At 54.2% G+C, this 17,733-nt stretch carries 16 protein-coding genes; 5 read left to right on the top strand and 11 right to left on the bottom strand.

Going from position 1 to position 17,733, the window contains the following annotated elements:
* The first annotated feature begins 268 nt into the window (after positions 1–268).
* From hemC to KU854_RS21445, 4 genes are read left to right on the top strand one after another with little or no spacing between them, the layout of a single operon-like run.
* The gene (gene hemC, locus KU854_RS21430; protein ID WP_218360364.1) at positions 269–1,204 is read left to right on the top strand and encodes a hydroxymethylbilane synthase; all 936 of its coding nucleotides are present in this window, start codon (positions 269–271) and stop codon (positions 1,202–1,204) included.
* Positions 1,201–1,974, top strand: a complete 774-nt coding sequence (locus tag KU854_RS21435) for a uroporphyrinogen-III synthase (RefSeq protein WP_218360365.1) — start codon at positions 1,201–1,203, stop codon at positions 1,972–1,974. The genes hemC and KU854_RS21435 overlap by 4 nt, the downstream gene beginning before the upstream one ends.
* Positions 1,958–3,205 carry a uroporphyrinogen-III C-methyltransferase gene (locus KU854_RS21440; RefSeq protein WP_218360366.1) on the top strand — a complete coding sequence of 416 codons (1,248 nt, stop codon included), beginning with the start codon at positions 1,958–1,960 and terminating at the stop codon, positions 3,203–3,205. The genes KU854_RS21435 and KU854_RS21440 overlap by 17 nt, the downstream gene beginning before the upstream one ends.
* Positions 3,202–4,389: a heme biosynthesis protein HemY gene (locus KU854_RS21445; protein ID WP_218360367.1), complete on the top strand. Its 1,188-nt coding sequence runs from the start codon at positions 3,202–3,204 to the stop codon at positions 4,387–4,389. The genes KU854_RS21440 and KU854_RS21445 overlap by 4 nt, the downstream gene beginning before the upstream one ends.
* 366 nt (positions 4,390–4,755) lie before the next feature.
* Here the strand turns inward: KU854_RS21445 and KU854_RS21450 are convergent, their stop codons facing one another.
* Together KU854_RS21450 and KU854_RS21455 are read right to left on the bottom strand one after the other, a co-directional pair.
* On the bottom strand, positions 4,756–5,526 hold the full coding sequence (locus KU854_RS21450) for a class I SAM-dependent methyltransferase (RefSeq protein ID WP_218360368.1): 771 nt from the start codon (positions 5,524–5,526) through the stop codon (positions 4,756–4,758).
* An 85-nt stretch (positions 5,527–5,611) separates the two neighbouring features.
* Positions 5,612–8,722, bottom strand: coding sequence for an EAL domain-containing protein (locus KU854_RS21455; protein ID WP_255555677.1), 3,111 nt, complete (start codon positions 8,720–8,722; stop codon positions 5,612–5,614).
* 236 nt (positions 8,723–8,958) lie between these two features.
* On the opposite strand from KU854_RS21455, the gene asnC reads away from it, so the two are divergent.
* Positions 8,959–9,420 carry a transcriptional regulator AsnC gene (gene asnC / locus KU854_RS21460; protein WP_218360370.1) on the top strand — a complete coding sequence of 154 codons (462 nt, stop codon included), beginning with the start codon at positions 8,959–8,961 and terminating at the stop codon, positions 9,418–9,420.
* 68 nt (positions 9,421–9,488) lie between these two features.
* Here the strand turns inward: asnC and hemB are convergent, their stop codons facing one another.
* The 9 genes from hemB to rmuC all read right to left on the bottom strand — a co-directional run bounded on the left by hemB (position 9,489) and on the right by rmuC (position 17,613).
* On the bottom strand, positions 9,489–10,544 hold the full coding sequence (gene hemB / locus KU854_RS21465; protein ID WP_218360371.1) for a porphobilinogen synthase: 1,056 nt from the start codon (positions 10,542–10,544) through the stop codon (positions 9,489–9,491).
* A gap of 48 nt (positions 10,545–10,592) precedes the next feature.
* Positions 10,593–11,372, bottom strand: coding sequence for a 3'-5' ssDNA/RNA exonuclease TatD (gene tatD / locus KU854_RS21470; RefSeq protein WP_218360392.1), 780 nt, complete (start codon positions 11,370–11,372; stop codon positions 10,593–10,595).
* Between the two features lie 82 nt (positions 11,373–11,454).
* The gene (gene tatC / locus KU854_RS21475; RefSeq protein WP_218360372.1) at positions 11,455–12,216 is read right to left on the bottom strand and encodes a Sec-independent protein translocase subunit TatC; all 762 of its coding nucleotides are present in this window, start codon (positions 12,214–12,216) and stop codon (positions 11,455–11,457) included.
* A gap of 35 nt (positions 12,217–12,251) precedes the next feature.
* The gene (gene tatB / locus KU854_RS21480; RefSeq protein ID WP_218360373.1) at positions 12,252–12,605 is read right to left on the bottom strand and encodes a Sec-independent protein translocase protein TatB; all 354 of its coding nucleotides are present in this window, start codon (positions 12,603–12,605) and stop codon (positions 12,252–12,254) included.
* A gap of 3 nt (positions 12,606–12,608) precedes the next feature.
* Complete coding sequence (gene tatA, locus KU854_RS21485) at positions 12,609–12,848, bottom strand: Sec-independent protein translocase subunit TatA (protein WP_218360374.1); 240 nt, start codon at positions 12,846–12,848, stop codon at positions 12,609–12,611.
* An 83-nt stretch (positions 12,849–12,931) separates the two neighbouring features.
* A complete protein-coding gene (gene ubiB / locus KU854_RS21490) occupies positions 12,932–14,566 on the bottom strand; it encodes a ubiquinone biosynthesis regulatory protein kinase UbiB (RefSeq protein ID WP_218360375.1) in 1,635 nt (544 codons plus the stop codon).
* Complete coding sequence (locus KU854_RS21495) at positions 14,563–15,192, bottom strand: ubiquinone biosynthesis accessory factor UbiJ (RefSeq protein WP_218360376.1); 630 nt, start codon at positions 15,190–15,192, stop codon at positions 14,563–14,565. Before KU854_RS21495 ends, ubiB begins: the two co-directional genes overlap by 4 nt.
* A gap of 10 nt (positions 15,193–15,202) precedes the next feature.
* Positions 15,203–15,982, bottom strand: a complete 780-nt coding sequence (ubiE, locus tag KU854_RS21500) for a bifunctional demethylmenaquinone methyltransferase/2-methoxy-6-polyprenyl-1,4-benzoquinol methylase UbiE (protein WP_218360377.1) — start codon at positions 15,980–15,982, stop codon at positions 15,203–15,205.
* A gap of 110 nt (positions 15,983–16,092) precedes the next feature.
* Entirely contained in the window at positions 16,093–17,613 is a 1,521-nt protein-coding gene (rmuC, locus tag KU854_RS21505; protein ID WP_218360378.1) for a DNA recombination protein RmuC, read from the bottom strand.
* Positions 17,614–17,733 lie beyond the last annotated feature (120 nt).

Below are 17,733 nucleotides of genomic sequence, written 5' to 3' on the forward strand. Positions count from 1 at the left end.
GCGATGCCTCGCTACTTTCGCTGCATATTGTTCACTATATGACCAAAACTGTGAGTGAGACAACGCTTTATCTCAAAATTGATGCGAAATTAAGTGAACCAAGGACGATTTCGCCCCACTTGCGGCCCCGCAAAATTTGATCTTTATCACATGATATTAGTCCAAAGCGTCCACCTTCGCACGTTTTAACCCCCACGCCCGGCTTCTCTTATCAAGAAAGATAAAGCGATGATACGATTAGCGTTAAGCAAACCAAATGGACGTCACTATGAATTCAACCCCTATTCGCATCGCCACCCGCCAAAGCCCGCTCGCGCTGTGGCAGGCAGAATTTGTTAAAGCAGCCCTGGAAGCGACCCATCCGGGTCTGGTGGTAGAGCTGGTGCCTATGGTGACCAAAGGCGACATCATTCTGGATACCCCACTGGCGAAGGTGGGCGGTAAGGGTCTGTTCGTGAAAGAGCTGGAACAGGCCATGCTGGAAGGACGCGCGGACATCGCCGTGCATTCAATGAAAGACGTGCCGGTCGAGTTCCCGGAAGGGCTGGGACTGGTCACTATCTGTGAACGTGAAGACCCACGTGACGCCTTTGTTTCCAACACTTACGCCAGCATCAGCGAGCTGCCTCAGGGCGCAGTAGTTGGCACCTCCAGCCTGCGCCGCCAGTGTCAGCTGCGCGCCATGCGCCCGGATTTGGTGGTCAAAGATCTGCGCGGCAACGTCGGCACCCGTCTTGGCAAACTGGACAACGGTGACTACGACGCCATCATCCTGGCATCTGCCGGCCTGAAACGACTTGGCCTTCATGACCGCATCCGCAATGAGATTGAACCGGAAGAAATCCTGCCGGCAGTCGGCCAGGGCGCGGTGGGCATTGAGTGCCGTCTCGATGACGAACGTGTTCGTGCCCTGCTGGAACCCCTGGCGGATGCCAACACCACTTACCGCGTATTGTGTGAACGCGCCATGAACAACCGCCTGATGGGTGGCTGTCAGGTGCCGATTGGCAGCTACGCCGAAATCCATGGTGACCAAATCCACCTGCGTGCCCTGGTCGGTGAGCCGGATGGCAGCAAAATCATCAGCGGCGAAGTAACAGGTCCGCTGGAAAAAGCAGAAGAGCTGGGTACTGGTCTTGCCGAGCAACTGTTGGAAGACGGTGCACGTGCGATCCTCGAAAGGCTGTATCAGGACGAGGTATGACCGTCCTCGTTATCCGTCCGGCACCGGCTTGTAACGAGCTGAGTGACCGTCTCAACCAGGCGGGAATAAAGGCGCTACCCGCGCCTTTGTTGTCTTTCTCTGCCGGACAAGATTTACCCGATCTGTCTGCATCCCTAGATGCACTCCCGCCACACAGTGTGGTGGTCTCGGTCAGCCCACGTGCTATTGAATATGCCCAGCATCAGCTCGATGAAGAAAATCACTTTTGGCGTGACGATTTGCATTATGTCGCGGTCGGAGAAAAAACGGCGGCGGAATGGCAACGCCTGAGTGGCATCAAAGCATGGCAACCAACGACAGAAGACAGTGAAGGCATGTTATCGCTGCCCGTATTCGCAGAACCAAAAAACCTGTCGGTTTTGGTACTGCGTGGCAACGGTGGCCGCGCCCTACTCGGCGATACCCTGAAATCGCAGGGATCTAAGGTGCGCTATTTTGAAGCCTATCAACGACATTGGACCAGTGAGCCCCTATCATCACTGACTATGCGATGGCGAGCGGAAGGCGTGGATACTCTGGTGATCACCAGCGGTGAGCAACTTTCGCTTTTGTGCCAGACAATCTCACAGAGTGACCAACATTGGTTACGAGAATGCCATATACTGGTGCCAAGCAAACGGATTTACAATCAAGCAATTGACCTTGGTTTTTCGGCAATTAGCTGCGTAAACAGCGCGTCCAATCAAGCACTGTTCAACGCTTTACACGAGATGAACAACTCGGGACATACGGATGACAGACAAGAATAAGACATCAGGCTCAGGCAACGCTTCGTCGGCGCCAGCATCCCCTAAAGGCACTGGAACATCATCGTCCGCCAAGGACACTCGGCCTTCAGGCACCGACAACAAAGCCAGCAATACGCCAAACAAACCCGACGCACCGGCGCCGAAAGAGCCAGTCAAGGCGAATGACACCACGCCACCGGCTTCCCCGCCTCCCGCTCCTGCGGCCAAAGAGAAAAAAGGCGGTAACGGCCTGTCTGTTGTCGCCATCGTGCTGGTGATTGCCCTTGGCGGTGGTCTCTATTATCACGGCCACCAGCAGACTCAAAACCTCAATGCCAGCATCAGTGCCCTGACCGGTGACATCGACACACTGAAATCTGCCCTGTCGCAAAGTGAAGCGCAAAGCAAAGCGGCTGTCGAAAACGCCGTGCGTGACACTCAGGTGCTGATTGACCAGCAGGATAAAACCATCAAGAGCCTGCAATCAGCGCTGGCAGACATCAAAGGCCGTCGTCCGAACGACTGGCTGCTGGCAGAAGCGGATTACCTGGTGAAACAGGCAGGTCGCCAGCTGTGGCTGGAGCACGATGCCCTGACCGCAACCACCCTGATGGAAACCGCTGACCAACGTATTGCCGAACTGAATGACCCGTCACTGACCCCAATCCGTCAGGCGATGGCGAAAGACATTCAGGAGCTGAAAGCCATTAAACGCATCGATACCGACGGTATCGTGCTGCGCCTGACCTCACTGCAACAGGAAGTGGACAAGCTGCCACTGGCTAACGCTATCATGCCAGAAGCTGAGCAGACCGAAACCCACCCGGTATCGGCCAATGTCGACGACTGGCAACAAAACCTGAAAGCGTCATTTGAAGATTTCGTCGGCCAGTTCATCACCTACCGCAAACGCGAAGGCAACGTGGTCCCTCTGTTGTCACCGGCGCAGACTTTCTACCTGCAAGAAAACCTCAAAGCCAAGCTGGATCAGGCCATCACTGCGGTTTACCGCGAAAACGGCCGTCTGTATGCAGAATCGCTCAAAACCGCCAAAGAATGGACTGAGCGTTTTTACAACCAGGATGCAGAAATCACCAAGAGCTTTGAAGCGACACTGACGCACCTGAGTCAGCAGACTATTGACGTATCTTACCCAGAAGCGCTGAAGAGCCAGGCCCTGATCAGCGACATGCTGGATGAACGCCTGCGCCGCGATCTGGCACCGTTACCGTCGGAGGAGAACAGCCAATGATCAAAATTCTCCTTCTGGTTATCGCCCTGATCGCCGGCCTGATTGTCGGCCCGGATCTGGCGGGCCAACAGGGTTACGTGCTGATCTCAGCCGCCAACCAAACCATTGAAATGAGCGTCACTACCCTGATCATTCTGGTGGTGCTGGCCTTTGCTTCTCTGTTTTTGCTGGAATTTATCATCCGCAAACTGTTTTCGCTTTCAAGCTCGACCCGCGGCTGGTTTTCCGGCCGCAAGAGTAAAAAAGCCCGCAAACTGACCAATGACGGCATGCTTAAACTGCTGGAAGGCGACTGGAAACAGGCGGAGAAACTGGTGGTCAAGGGTGTCACTGGCAGTGATGCCCCTTTGCTGAACTACCTGGCTGCAGCAGAAGCTGCGCAAGGGCGTGGTGACGTGGAAAACCGCGACCGCTACCTGCAACAGGCCGCGGATTTCGGAACCGACAGCCTGGCCACTTCTCTGACCCGTGCCAAACTGCAATACCGCCAGGGTCAATATGAAGAGGCGCTGGCGAGCATTCAAGGGCTGCTGGATGCCAATCCGCGCAATACGGTGTTGCTCAACCTTTTGAAAGATACCTATCTCAAGCTGCAGGACTGGCAGGCACTGCTGCGCCTGTTGCCATCACTGAAACGGGTAAAAGCAGTATCTGATGAGGAAGCAGCCAAACTCGAACAGAAAGCCGAATGTGGCCTGATGGCGCACATTGCTACCCAAAAAGGCAGCGATGGCCTGTTGGCACACTGGAACAGCCTGAGCCGCAACGCCCGCCAGCAAACACCGTTGATTGCCTGTCTGGTGAAACAGCTGATTGGCCGCCATGCCGATTCCGAAGCCTATATCATCCTGCGTGAAAACCTGAAAAAACACCCGGATGAAACCCTGATTGCCATGGTGCCGGAACTGAACTTGCCAGATTACCACCCTGCTATCGTAAAGCTTGAGGATTTGCTGCGTTACAACGAGAACAATCCAGTGACCCACAGCGCACTGGGACAGCTTTATTTCCGTGAAGGAAAATGGCCGGAAGCCCGCCGCCATTTTGAAAAGGCGCTGGAAATCCGTCCGGATGTGACCGATTACGCTTGGTTGGTGGATACACTGGAGAAGCTCAATGAGTCCGGTGCTGCAAACAGCCTTTCCCGGGAAGCCCTCAAGCTGGCGCTGCCTCACAAAGAGTGAAACATTTAACGAACAGAAAACGCCCATCCGGGCGTTTTTTTATGCGCAAAATAAGACATACCGCACCTTTCTAAAACAAACATGTTTCAGAACGTTACTAACAATTAACGACTATTTACCGACCATTGTTAAGTAGAACAGTGTGTTATCAAATACAGCGGCAATAAGACAAATAATGTAAACCCCCTTTAAGAAAGCGAGCCCATTCAATGGATATGTTACCTTGGATCCTGGTGTCAGGCCTGTTGGTATCAGTAGTGACCGGTCTGTTGACCGTGCTGCTGGTCAAAGGTATGGAGTGATCCATTTCTGACCGTCAACGCCTCCGTTTGGAGGCGTTTTTGTTTGGAGGGAAGAAAAGGGAAATCAGCGCATCGCCGCTTTGACATAGACATCAAAACGGTTCTTCTTGGTTTCAATCTGGGTCGACGGGGTTTTCCCGTCCAGAAATTCTGCGTAATCAGGCCGTTTCACCACTACCCGTTTGGTCGCCAGCGCAAACGCCGGTTCAAACAGGCCATCTGCATCGTCATCAGCGCCCACCAGTGACTGGAACACCCGCATCTCTTTTTTCACCAGCGCCGACTTTTTCTTGTGCGGGTACATAGGGTCGAGATAGACCACATCCGGACGCGCCAGGCTTTCATCGTCAGCAAGTTTGTCCAGCGCATCATGGCTAGAGGCATGAAGCAGGCTCATACGCTCGCTCACCCAGCCACCGATTTCGGCGTCCACTTTCGCGCGCTCAAGGCCATCTTCCAGCAAGGCGGCGACCACAGGATGGCGCTCCACCATCATCACCTTACAGCCGAGGGAGGCGAGAACAAATGCATCTCGGCCCAGACCGGCAGTGGCATCCAGCACCGTTGGCGTCGCCCCTTTGTTGAGGCCGACGGCCTTGGCAATCGACTGCCCTTTACCGCCACCAAACTTGCGGCGGTGACCGACTGCACCACCGACCAGGTCGACAAACACAGCGCCGAGTTTGGGCTCATCGCGTTTACGCAGCTCAAGTTGCGATGCTGTCAGTACCAGCGCAAAAAGGGCATTGTCGTCATGGGTCAGTCCCCAACGCGAGGCGATACTGTCGAGGGCGTCAGCGCGCTCTGGCGCTTCGCAGATTAAGGCAATCAGCAACTGTGTTCTCCGGTCTGTTTAACGCGCAGAGTATATACGCAAACACCTGCAAGATGCAGGTGTTTGGTTGGTCAGAAGAGGCCGGTCAATACGCCCGGGCGGCGGCAGGCATTTTCGGTGCCTGCTCATAGACAAGCTGCGCCATGGGTTTAGGCACACTGAAATAGTAGCCCTGTGCATAGTCCACACCCAATGCCTGAAGGCGCTCAAGGATGCCGGCGTTTTCGACAAACTCCGCCACCGTGCGTTTGCCCATTTGCGCGGCCAGCTCATGAATCGCCCGTACCATCACGTAATCCGTCTCATCCTCGGCAATATCCCGAACAAACTGGCCGTCGATTTTGATAATGTCTACCGGCAGGCGCTTGAGATAACCAAACGATGACAGGCCAGAGCCAAAGTCATCCAACGCGATAGTACAACCCAGTTGCTTGAGTTTGGTGAACAGCTCAATCGCATCGGTCAGGTTACCAATGGCAGCCGTCTCGGTGATTTCTAGGCAAATCCGGTCACTTGGCACCACACTCTCGGCCAGCGCCTCCATCAGGAATGCCACAAAATCCTCATCACTCATAGAGCGCCCGGAGAGGTTAATCGAGATCATGCCAATGGTGTCGACATATTCCGGGTGATGGACAAACCAACCCAGGGTCTTCTCAATCACCCGTTTGTCTATCAGGTGCGCCATGTTGTAGCGCTCTGCCGCCGGAATAAACTGCCCCGGAGGGACATACTCGCCGTCACCGCCACGCATCCGTACCAGCACCTCAAAATACAGCTTGTCTTCCACAGACGGTGCAACACGCACGATCGGCTGGGCAAAGACCTCAAACCTGTCTTCCCCCAGCGCCTGATGGATCTTGTTGACGAAGGCCATCTCGCGCTCGTGGCGGCGAAGCTCTTCATCATCAGGACGGTACAGGTGGATACGGCTGCGCCCGTCGTGCTTAGCCGCGTAACAGGCAGTATCTGCCTGTGCATGCACCTGCTGCGGCGAACCGGCTGTGCTGTCGAGCATTCTTACCCCGACAGAGCAGCTCAGTGCCAGCCTTGAATTTTGCCAGTAAAAGTCCAGCGAACTCAGGGTATCCACAATCTCCCTGCCCTGTGCCTGCGCCTGCTGTTCATCGCAGTCATAACAAATGACAGCGAACTCATCGCCGCCGAGGCGCGCCAGTGTGGCGTTTTCCGGCAACGCTTCCCTGAGCGCCTGCGCGGTCTGCTTCAACGCCTCATCACCGGCCTCATGGCCGACGGTGTCGTTGATGACCCGGAACTGGTCAAGGTCGATATAGAACAGTGCGTGGACAACCGCACCTTCAGACAGGGTTTGGAGCGCCTCCACCAGCAGGCTTTCAAAATGGTTGCGGTTATACAGCCCGGTCAGGAAGTCATGCTGCGCTTGATAACGGAGCTGATGCTCCATGCGGCGGTTTTCTGTAATGTCTTCGCCCACCAGCAGGAGTTGGGACTGTACCTGGGTCGAACGGACGCTTTCGCGGATCCAGCGCTCCTGCCCATCACGGGTAAGGTACCGGATCTCACGGCGGCGGATGCCAAATGCTTCAAGGTGCTTGTTGCTCAGCAGGCTGCGCGGTGGCGGGCTGTCATCGGCATAGAATTCTGTCACCTTGTGACCAAGCATATGGCGTTTGGAGTAACCCAGCCACTCCATGGCGCATTGGTTCACGGACTGAATGCGCGATTGCTGGTCAATGGTCATCAGCATTACCGGTTGCTGCTCATAGAGCATGCGGTATTCCACTTCGCTGCGTTGCAGTTTCTGCTCGGCCAGTTTGCGTTGGCTGATGTCCCGCGCCTCAAACAGGATTTGTGCTTCGGCATGGCTGTGATCCGGCAGCGCTTTGAGCGCCACATCCAAGATCACTTCGTTTTGCAGTTCAGACAGCAGACAGGCTTCAAAACGGCTGGCTTGTCCTTCGATAAGCGAGCTAAGCTGCAGGCGGAGACGCTCAGCGCCCAGCCATTCAGACCACTTCCACAGCGGGATAAAACTGCGGGAAGCATAATGGGGAAACAGGCGCTGGAAAGCACCGTTGGCAGACACCACACGTCCACGGGAATCGAGCAGCGCGATATACTGGTGGCTCTGGTCAAACACCCCTTTAAACAGGGCGCGGCTTTGTGCCAGTGCTTCTTCACTGCGCTTGCGGCGGTTCATATGCTGGGTCAGGATGCTGATGATCACCCCGGCAATGGCCATGATGGCCAGGCTACTGAAGATGGCATCACGGTTACGCTGTAAAAATGGCAATGGCGTATTGACCACAATTGCATCATGAAACTGGCTGGTATCTATCCCCCTGCGCTTGGCCTCCGCATACTCAAACATCGGGTGGTTGGCGTTTTTAATCACCGGTGGCGTACCGCCATTTTCCAGCGCATTGATTAACAGGCGTGCCTGAACCTCACCATGGTGTTGACCGTCAACCATGATGCTGCCTACGACCCCGTAAGGCAGCATAAAGCTGTTCGCCCCATACACCGGCACACGCGCCGATGCAGTAATCTGGCTGAGCAGCACACCGTGATCCATAAACTCACCCGCAGCATCCTTGAAATAGGACACAAACAGCACCACATCGCCGGTTTCCAGCCTATTGATGCGCTCAATCAAGCCGGCAAAGGTCAGGTGATGCAACCGCTCGACGTCGACCCCAAGGCTTTCTGATTCTTTCAATTGCTGGTTAATTGCCATCCAGTACTGACGGCTGGAAAAGCTGTCATCGAGCGCCAGCCAGACCCTTTTCGTCTCCGGATGCAGGTTTTTGATCAGCCTGACGTTGTCTGGCACGTTCACCACTTCCTCAACGCCACCCAGACGCTTCAGTCCCGGAAATTCGCTGTAGTCAGCCACATTCAGGCCAGAAAATACCACTGGGATATCGCCGATCTCTTCACTCAGTTCGTTCACCAGCCAGAGCGCGGAGTTATCCGTGGTCATGATAGCGTCATAGTGGTGCGACAGCAGGCGGGAGCGGTAGAGTTGTTTGAGCCTTTCGAGGTAGAAAGGCGACTGCACACGTTTGGTATCCAGGTAGGTGTGCTGGACCACGATATCCTGACCGGCAACCCCCTTCTCAATCCCCTCTGCCAGCGATTGCGTCCAGAAAAAATCCGGATGATAAGAGTGAACAGCCAGAACCTGATAAGCTGCAGATGCTGCACCACTCATCAGCAAAGCCGATGTCAGAAATATTCGTTTTATGAATGGGTGCATGTAAATAAATTGCTTATTTTAAAAAAGGTTACGTTAAGATAATACCGTATTGGCAAGTCTGTTATTTGGTCAAGTTTCATGCACGGAATCTGCGGGTTATATGTTCAATCTGCGTTATTATGCAGGTTTTACCGGTAAGAACCGGCGTCAACGGGAAATCGGGTTGGGATACAGGGAGTTAAACGGCCACCATGAATGAAATTGCAAAACTGGATGATTTAGACCGCCAGATCCTCCGCACCCTGATGGCCGACGCCAAGGTACCCTATGCGGAAATGGGTAAGCGTTTTTCAGTCAGCCCGGCGACGGTACATGTACGGGTAGAGAAAATGAAAGCGGCGGGGATCATTACCGGAACGGAGGTTCTGGTCAACACCAAAGCGCTGGGCTATGACGTTTGCTGCTTTATCGGTATTAACCTCTACGCGGCACGGGACTACCACTCTGCCCTGGAAAAACTCCAGCAGCTCGATGAAGTGGTGGAAGCCTACTACACCACCGGTGCCTACAACATTTTCGTCAAATTGATGTGCCGCTCCATTGAAGAGCTGCAATATGTGTTGATCGACAAATTACAAGCCATTGAAGAAGTGCAATCCACCGAGACCCTGATCTCGCTGCAAAACCCTATCAAGCGCAACGTATCGCCGTAAAAAGGTAAGCCTTACCAGAAACAAAAATGCCAGCGAGAATTCGCTGGCATTTTTCATGGGGAACCGGTTTATTCCGCACTTTCCTGATTTGGCAACTCAGGCAGTTCCATCTGCTGCTCTTCTGCCAGCCAGCGTGCTACGTCTTTGGCAAAGTAGGTCAGGATGCCATCCGCGCCTGCACGTTTGAAGCACATCAGAGATTCCATCACAGTTTTGCGTTCATCCAGCCAGCCATTAAGGGCGGCGGCTTTGTGCATCGCGTATTCACCAGATACCTGATAGGCGAAAGTTGGCACTTTCAGCTCGCTCTTCACGCGGCGAACCACATCCAGATACGGCATGCCCGGTTTCACCATCACCATGTCCGCACCTTCATTGATGTCCATGGCGACTTCATGCACCGCTTCATCACTGTTGGCCGGATCCATCTGGTAGGTTTTCTTGTCACCGCCTTTGAGGTTAGACGCTGAGCCAACGGCATCACGGAACGGGCCGTAGTAAGCAGACGCATACTTGGCGGAATACGCCAGGATCTGGGTGTGGATGTAGCCTGCTTCTTCCAGCGCATTACGGATAGCGCCAATACGGCCATCCATCATGTCTGACGGCGCAACAATGTCAGCACCCGCTTCTGCATGGGACAGCGCCTGCTTGATCAGCACTTCGGTGGTTTCATCGTTGAGCACATAACCCTCTTCATCGGTCAGACCGTCCTGACCAGAGAGGGTGTACGGGTCGAGTGCCACATCAGTGATCACGCCCATTTGCGGCACGTGTTCTTTCAGCAGACGCACGGCACGCTGAACCAGGCCTTCCGGGTTGTGAGCTTCATCAGCATTGGCCGATTTAAACTCCTGCGGTACCACCGGGAACAGGGCAATCGCCGGGACACCCAGTTTTGCCAGGTATTCCGCTTCGTACAGCATGAGATCAATAGACAGGCGTTCAATTCCCGGCATGGACTCAATCGGCTCACGGCGGTTTTTGCCCATCAGAATGAACATTGGGTAAATCAGATCGCTGGCAGTCAGCGTGTTTTCCGCCATCAGGCGGCGGCTGAAATTGTGTTTGCGCAGACGGCGCGGGCGACGTGCCGGATAGGCGCCCTGAATGGATACGGTCACGGTATCCTCCTTAATCCAAGTGCGTTAGCGTTGAATGCATCATAGCGGTTACAGCCCAAAGAATCGACGGCTGTTAAGGGTGGTTTGTGTGATCAACTGCTCAGTGTCCTGCCCACGCAACATCGCAATTTCGCCAACGATATGCGGCAGATAGCAAGGTTCATTACGGCTCGACTTGGGTTTAGGACGCAAGGTGCGCGGCAGCAGATACGGCGCATCCGTCTCTACCATCAGCCTGTCGTCCGGTATAAGCGGCACGATATCACGCAACTCTTCACCACGTCTGTCATCGCACACCCAGCCGGTAATGCCTATATAAAGCCCGGCCGCCAGGCACTCGTTCAGCTCTACCTCTGAACCGGTAAAGCAGTGCAACACCGCCGCAGGCAGCCTATCCATGTAAGGCTTCAAAATAGCCAGAAAGCGCTCGTGGGCATCACGGCAATGGAGAAAGACCGGCATCTCTAACTCGGCCGCCAGCATCAGTTGCGCCTCAAACACGGCCTCCTGTTGCGGGCGGGGTGAGAAGTCACGGTTAAAATCGAGTCCACACTCGCCAATTGCCACCACCTCAGGCCGGGAAGCGAGCGCGCGGATAGCAGGCAGGGTGAGATCCTCAACACTTTTGGCGTCATGGGGATGCACCCCGGCCGTTGAAAAAGCATAGCCCGGTAACCGGGCTGCCATTTCAGCAGCGTCTTTGCTCGACTCAAGATCAGTGCCGGTCAACACCATGGCACTGACACCCGCCTCTTTGGCACGGACAACCACATCCTCTCTGTCTTTATCAAACCGGCTGTTGGTAAGGTTTACCCCGATATCAATCACTGGCTTTCCTTGTTCTTCAATGGTGTACAGATAAGAAAAAAGCCAGTGTATCACTGGCTTTCTGTGCAGGCATCTTGCCGGGTTATCCCTGGCTTTGCTCTTCGCTTTCGCTGCTTTCCTCATCACGCGGCTTGTAGAAGCGCGAGAAGAACAGACCGACTTCGAACAGCAGGCACATTGGAATAGCCAGCAGGGTTTGTGAAATCACATCCGGCGGCGTTAGGAACATGCCGACCACAAACGCGGCGACAACGATATAAGGGCGCTTTTTGCGCAGGTCGTCTGGGTCTACCGCGCCTGTCCACACCAGCAGGATGATTGCCACCGGGATTTCAAACGCAATACCAAACGCCATAAACAGCGCCAGGATGAAATCGAGGTAGCTCGCGATGTCTGTGGCTATTTGCACATCCACCGGCGCGATGGAGGTGAAAAAACCAAACACCAGCGGGAATACCACAAAGTAGGCAAACGCCACGCCGCAGTAAAACAGCAGGGAGCTGGAGATCAGCAGCGGTATCACCAGCCGTTTCTCGTGTTTATACAGCCCCGGCGCCACAAACGCCCATACCTGGTACAGAATCATTGGTACCGCAACAAACACTGACACCACCAGCGTCAATTTGATTGGCGTGAAGAAGGGCGAGGCCACATCCGTTGCAATCATGCTGGCGCCTGTCGGCAACTGGGAAACCAGCGGCGCGGAGACGAAGGTGTAAATGTCGTTGGCGAAATAAACCAGCGCAAGGAATACCACCAGCACTGCCATCAAGGCTTTGAGCAAGCGGTCTCTCAGCTCAATAAGGTGGCTGATGAGCGGTTGGGTATCTTCAACAGATGACATAATTTCTCGATAAGTACAGCAGCCCGACCAAACGGCTATTCGGCTTTGTCTTTTGTCGGACTGGAAGTGCTGGCAGCGTCAGGTGACTCGCTCTTAGCAGGGTAAGGGCGCTGCACATCTTCGGCTGCTTTTTTCAGCTCATCAACAGACTGTTGCAGATCCGGTGACAGGTTTTTCATTCCCATCTGCTCGGCTTTTTTCAGGTTTTCCTGCAACTCCTGGATTTTGAGCTCCTGTTCAAGCTCGTCTCTCACAGAGGTCGCCATACGACGTGCCGCACCCATCCAGCGCGACACATTGCGAATAGCCACAGGTAAACGTTCGGGGCCGAGCACCACCAGACCGACAACGGCGATCAGGATCAGCTCCCAAAAACCGATATCAAACACGGATTATGCCTGCTCTTTATCTTTGTCTTTTGCTTCGCTTTTTTGAGCGGTGTTGCTGCCTTTTTCTTCCAGTTTATCCTGGCCGAAATCTGCGTCCTTCTTGTCATCATCTGACATGGCTTTCTTAAAGCCTTTTACGGCAGAGCCCAGGTCGCCACCAATGTTGCGCAGCTTCTTGGTACCGAACAGAAGAATGACGATCACTGCAATGATCAGCAGTTGCCAAATACTAATACCACCCATGCTAGTGCTACCTCTGCGTTAATGTGGTGAAAAAAAAGTAACCGAAGTCTATATGACCAATGTTACAACTAAAATGATAAAACTCACTTATTAAATGCGCGCCAGGCAAATAACCAGCTAAACAATGCGGTTGCGCCGGTGATCTGTGACAACAGTTCTATCTGGTTACTGTAGAGTATGGCAGAAGTCACCATCAGCGTGGCGCCAACCCCCAACAGAAAGCGGGCACGGTTATGTTGCCGGCGCGCTTGCATAAATTCGTGATACATCCTGTCCATACGCTGGTTGACCTGACGTCCCTGACGCAGGCTGTCGTAAACCAGTTCTGGCAGTTCCGGCAGTTTTTCTGCCCAGAACGGTGCCTTTTCTTTAATGGCGTTAATAACCGCTTTTGGGCCTACCTGACGTGACATCCAGTCTTCCAGAAATGGCTTGGCGGTATCCCATAAATCCAGTTGCGGATAAAGCTGACGCCCCAGGCCTTCCACATAAAGCAGGGTCTTTTGCAGCAGCACCAGTTGTGGCTGCACTTCCATATTGAAGCGGCGCGCTGTGTTGAACAGGTTCAGCAGCACATGACCAAAGGAAATTTCGCACAGCGGCTTTTCAAAAATCGGCTCGCATACGGTACGGATAGCAAATTCGAATTCATCGACATTGGTGTCATGGGGAACCCAGCCTGAGTCCACATGCAGCTCTGCCACCTTACGGTAATCGCGGTTGAAAAACGCCAGGAAGTTTTCTGCCAAATAGCGTTTGTCTTCGCGGTTTAATGTACCGACGATGCCACAATCAAGGCCAATCCACTGCGGATCTTCCGGGTGGTCATAAGAGACAAACACATTGCCCGGATGCATGTCGGCGTGGAAGAAACTGTCGCGGAATACCTGGGTGAAGAACACCTGTACACCGCGCTCAGCCAAAAGCTTCAAGTTGGTGCCGTTGGCTTTCAGCCCTTCGATATCGGATACCTGTATTCCATAGATACGCTCAGAAACCATCAAAGTCTGGCGGCAGTAATCGCTGAATACTTCCGGCACATACAGGATATGGTCGTTTTCAAAGTTGCGGCGAAGCTGGATGGCATTGGCCGCTTCACGCATTAAATCGAGTTCATCGAGCAGGGTCTTTTCGTACTCACGCACCACTTCCACCGGCTTGAGGCGGCGTGCCTCTGGCAGGAAACGCGCCACGATACGCGCCATGCGGTACATGAGTTTGATGTCAGCCTGAATCACAGGAAGGATGTCAGGGCGGATCACCTTGAGCACCACTTCGCGGCCGTTTTCTCTCAACGTGGCCGTGTGCACCTGGGCAATCGATGCGGAAGCCAGTGGGGTTTCGCTGAAATCATCAAACCAGTTTTCCAGCGGCCCACCGAGGGCTTTTTCCATCTGCGCTTTGGCAAGCTTGCCGTCAAACGGCTCGACCTGATCCTGCAACAGCGCCAGTTGGTCAGCAATCGCAGGTGGGAAAAGGTCACGGCGGGTCGACATCATCTGGCCGAACTTGATCCACACAGGCCCCAGTTCCTGCAACGCCAGACGCAGTCGCTGGCCAAGCGGTTTGTCGCTGTGCTGGTTTTTCATCCAGAACAGCATCTTGCGCATCAGTTGCGGGCCGCGGGTAATGGGTTGATCAGGCAGGAGTTCATCCAGACCATAACTGAGCTGAACCTTGGTGATTTTATACAGGCGGCGGATTTCGCTCGGGGTCATGCGCGTTCCACCTCAAGGGTCGCCAGCGTTTTCTCAAAAGCGTCGATGCGGGCCTGCAGGCGTGATGCCTGGCTTTGCACTTCATCAACCTGGTCGGCAAAGTAGGCCACTTCCAGCGCACCCGGCGCCAGTCGCCACTCTTCCACCACCAGTTCACCGACATAGCGCTGATTGCGCTCGGTCACCTGTTTGATAAACGCCAGCCCCTGCTGCGCACCGCGCACCAACGTATGGGCGACCACATCACCGGTGTAATGGGACAGCCACTCGGCAATGTCCGGGTTAAGGCCATTCAGAAGATTGGAAAACTGCTGAGCAACGTCGATATCGCCCTCTAGGTGCAGCTTGTCCTGCTTGATCAGGCTGGTGAGGTTGGCTTTGTCTTTCAGCTGTGGCGCGACAGAAATGGCGAGCGCCAATTCGCAGTCTGCATCCCCTTCAAAGGCCGCCAGCACATCAATCTGCTGGCTGAACACAAACACCAACTGCTTGTTGATGTCGGTCAGGCGCACACGCAGCACCTTGCCTTTCAGGCGAGCCAGACGGCGCTGGCTCTCACTGTCCTGCTTAAGCAGGGTGTTGAGGCTGGTTTCTACAACGGCGGTGACTAACGGATCCAATGGCATCATCTACCCCTTAGAACTTATAGCCACGGTGTAGTGCAACGATACCGCCGGTAAGGTTGAAGTACTTGGTTTGTTCAAAACCTGCTGTTTCCATCATGCCTTTCAGGGTGTCCTGATCCGGATGCATGCGGATAGATTCGGCGAGATAGCGGTAGCTTTCTGCGTCGTTGGCAATAATTTCGCCCATTTTCGGCAGCAGGTGGAACGAGTAGGCATCGTAGACTTTCGACAGAGGCTCTACGACAGGCTTGGAAAATTCCAGCACCAGCAAACGACCGCCCGGCTTCAGCACGCGGTACATGGAGCGCAGCGCTTTGTCTTTGTCCGTGACGTTGCGCAGGCCAAAACCGATGGTGATGCAATCGAAATAGTTGTCCGGGAATGGCAGCTCTTCCGCGTTGGCCTGAACATAGTTCACGTTGCCGACAATGCCCAGATCGCGCAGCTTGTCACGGCCAACATTGAGCATGGAGTTGTTGATATCCGCCAGTACCACCTGACCTTTCTCGCCAACGATGCGGGAGAATTTCGCGGTCAGGTCGCCGGTACCGCCCGCCAGATCCAGCACACGATGTCCCGGGCGCACGCCACTGCAATCAATGGTGAAGCGTTTCCAGATACGGTGAATACCCATGGACATCACATCATTCATGATGTCGTATTTTGCTGCCACACTGTGGAAGACGTTGGCAACCATGCCCACTTTCTCGTCTTTGTTGACGGTTCTGAAACCAAAGTGGGTGGTGTTTTGATCCGCGTCCTGAGCTACGCCCTGTGTCATATCTGTCATTTTTAACCCCTGAGTCACACCGGGCGGAAAAAGAAAAAGCCCCGATAATATTGTCGCTTAGTGTACTTTACATACTCAAACAACCACAAGAAGCGCGACCCAGCCATGGGCTATGAGTGTGAAGCGGGCAAACTCACCACGTCATCTTCCTCGTCTGAAGAATCTTTCGCGAGCATTGACGGGCTGATATCCCGCTTCACTTCCACCCCAAGCGATTTAAAACTTTCCGCCTGACGCAGAATGTTTCCACGCCCGCTCGACAGCTTGTTCACCGCGCTCTGGTAGCTGTCGCTGGCTTTATCCAGCGCAATACCCATAGCTTCCATGTCGGCGACAAACAGGCGGATTTTGTCATACAGCTTGCCCGCTTTGTCCGCAATCAGGCGGGCATTTTGGTTCTGGTGCTCGTAGCGCCACAGGTTGTTGATGGTGCGAAGCGCCACCAGCAGCGTGGTCGGGCTCACCAACATGATGTTGTGATCGAGTGCTTCACGGATAAGTGACGGCTCGGCTTCAATCGCAATCTGGAACGCTGGCTCGACCGGAATAAACATCAGCACGTAGTCCAAACTCTGGATGCCATGCAGCTGATGGTAATCCTTACGTCCCAGCCCGCGGATATGTCCACGGATAGCCGCCACGTGTTCACGCAGCGCGCTGTCTTTATCTGTCAGGGTTTCGGCGTGGAAGTAGCGCTCGTAAGCCACCAGTGCCATTTTGGCATCAATCACCACATCCTTGCCCTGTGGCAGGCGCACAATCACATCCGGCTGGTAGCGCTTGCCGTGTTCGTTTTCCAGACTGACTTGGGTTTCGTACTCATAGCCTTCACGCAGGCCGGACTCTTCCAGCACGCGGGCAAGCACCACTTCCCCCCAGTTCCCCTGCTGCTTGTTGTCGCCTTTCAGCGCCTGAGTCAGGTTAACCGCTTCGCGGGTCATGGCCTCGTTCAGGCGTTGCAGGTTTTTAATTTCATGCACCAGGGTGTGACGCTCTTTGGCCTGCTCACCAAAGCTGTCAGTAACCTGCTTGCGAAACCCTTCCAGCTGGGTTTTAAGCGGCCCCAGCAGGGATTCCAGGCTCTGGCGGTTTTGCTCATCCACGGTGCGGGTTTTGTGGTCGAAGACTTTGTTGGCGAGGGATTCAAACTGCACCCGAAGACGCTCTTCCGCCCCTTCCAGCAGACGGATTTTTTCTTCCGCCGCTTCCAGTTGCTCTTCAGTGCGGGTTTGTTGCTCGCGCAGGGTCAGTTCAAGCGCGGCTTTGGTATCACGCAGGTTGTCGATCGTGTCGGTTAGTTGTTCTTTTTCGATTCTCAGGGCTTCCATCTGGCGCAGCTTTTCTGCCGCAGCGGAAAGCTTGCCGTATTGGGTACGAAGCTCCGCACTGAGGCGGTCACGCTCGATGTCCATACCATCCAGCTCGTCCTGCAGGGTCTGGTTGTGCTGCTGCAGACGTTGGATTTCAGCCTGGCTCAGCCTTTCATCACTGTCGTGTTGATGCTGCATCAAAGCGCGCAGACTATGCTGCGCCATACGATGATAGACCAGCCCCAACACCGCGGTGATCCCCGCCCCGGCACCTGCCGCTATCCATACCAGAGAATCTGAAAACAGCGCTTCAATCTGCATGCCGTTTACCTTTTTGTTTCAACGCACTTATTGTAACGAAGGCTAATAAGACACTGGATAAATGTCCAGCTTTTCTATTGTCTACAGATTGCTCTAGACTGCGGGATTCCCAACCTTCTT

Source organism: Enterovibrio paralichthyis, from assembly GCF_019209835.1.
In the GTDB taxonomy this organism is placed as follows: domain Bacteria; phylum Pseudomonadota; class Gammaproteobacteria; order Enterobacterales; family Vibrionaceae; genus Enterovibrio; species Enterovibrio paralichthyis.

What these genes read in the sequence shown, in the direction of transcription:
- hemC (WP_218360364.1), top strand. Translation starts at nt 269, where the DNA reads ATGAATTCAACCCCTATTCGCATCGCCACCCGCCAAAGCCCGCTCGCG.
- KU854_RS21435 (WP_218360365.1), top strand. Translation starts at nt 1,201, where the DNA reads ATGACCGTCCTCGTTATCCGTCCGGCACCGGCTTGTAACGAGCTGAGT.
- KU854_RS21440 (WP_218360366.1), top strand. Translation starts at nt 1,958, where the DNA reads ATGACAGACAAGAATAAGACATCAGGCTCAGGCAACGCTTCGTCGGCG.
- KU854_RS21445 (WP_218360367.1), top strand. Translation starts at nt 3,202, where the DNA reads ATGATCAAAATTCTCCTTCTGGTTATCGCCCTGATCGCCGGCCTGATT.
- KU854_RS21455 (WP_255555677.1), bottom strand. Translation starts at nt 8,722, where the DNA reads ATGAGTGGTGCAGCATCTGCAGCTTATCAGGTTCTGGCTGTTCACTCT.
- asnC (WP_218360370.1), top strand. Translation starts at nt 8,959, where the DNA reads ATGAATGAAATTGCAAAACTGGATGATTTAGACCGCCAGATCCTCCGC.
- tatC (WP_218360372.1), bottom strand. Translation starts at nt 12,216, where the DNA reads ATGTCATCTGTTGAAGATACCCAACCGCTCATCAGCCACCTTATTGAG.
- tatA (WP_218360374.1), bottom strand. Translation starts at nt 12,848, where the DNA reads ATGGGTGGTATTAGTATTTGGCAACTGCTGATCATTGCAGTGATCGTC.
- ubiB (WP_218360375.1), bottom strand. Translation starts at nt 14,566, where the DNA reads ATGACCCCGAGCGAAATCCGCCGCCTGTATAAAATCACCAAGGTTCAG.
- KU854_RS21495 (WP_218360376.1), bottom strand. Translation starts at nt 15,192, where the DNA reads ATGCCATTGGATCCGTTAGTCACCGCCGTTGTAGAAACCAGCCTCAAC.
- ubiE (WP_218360377.1), bottom strand. Translation starts at nt 15,982, where the DNA reads ATGACAGATATGACACAGGGCGTAGCTCAGGACGCGGATCAAAACACC.
- rmuC (WP_218360378.1), bottom strand. Translation starts at nt 17,613, where the DNA reads ATGCAGATTGAAGCGCTGTTTTCAGATTCTCTGGTATGGATAGCGGCA.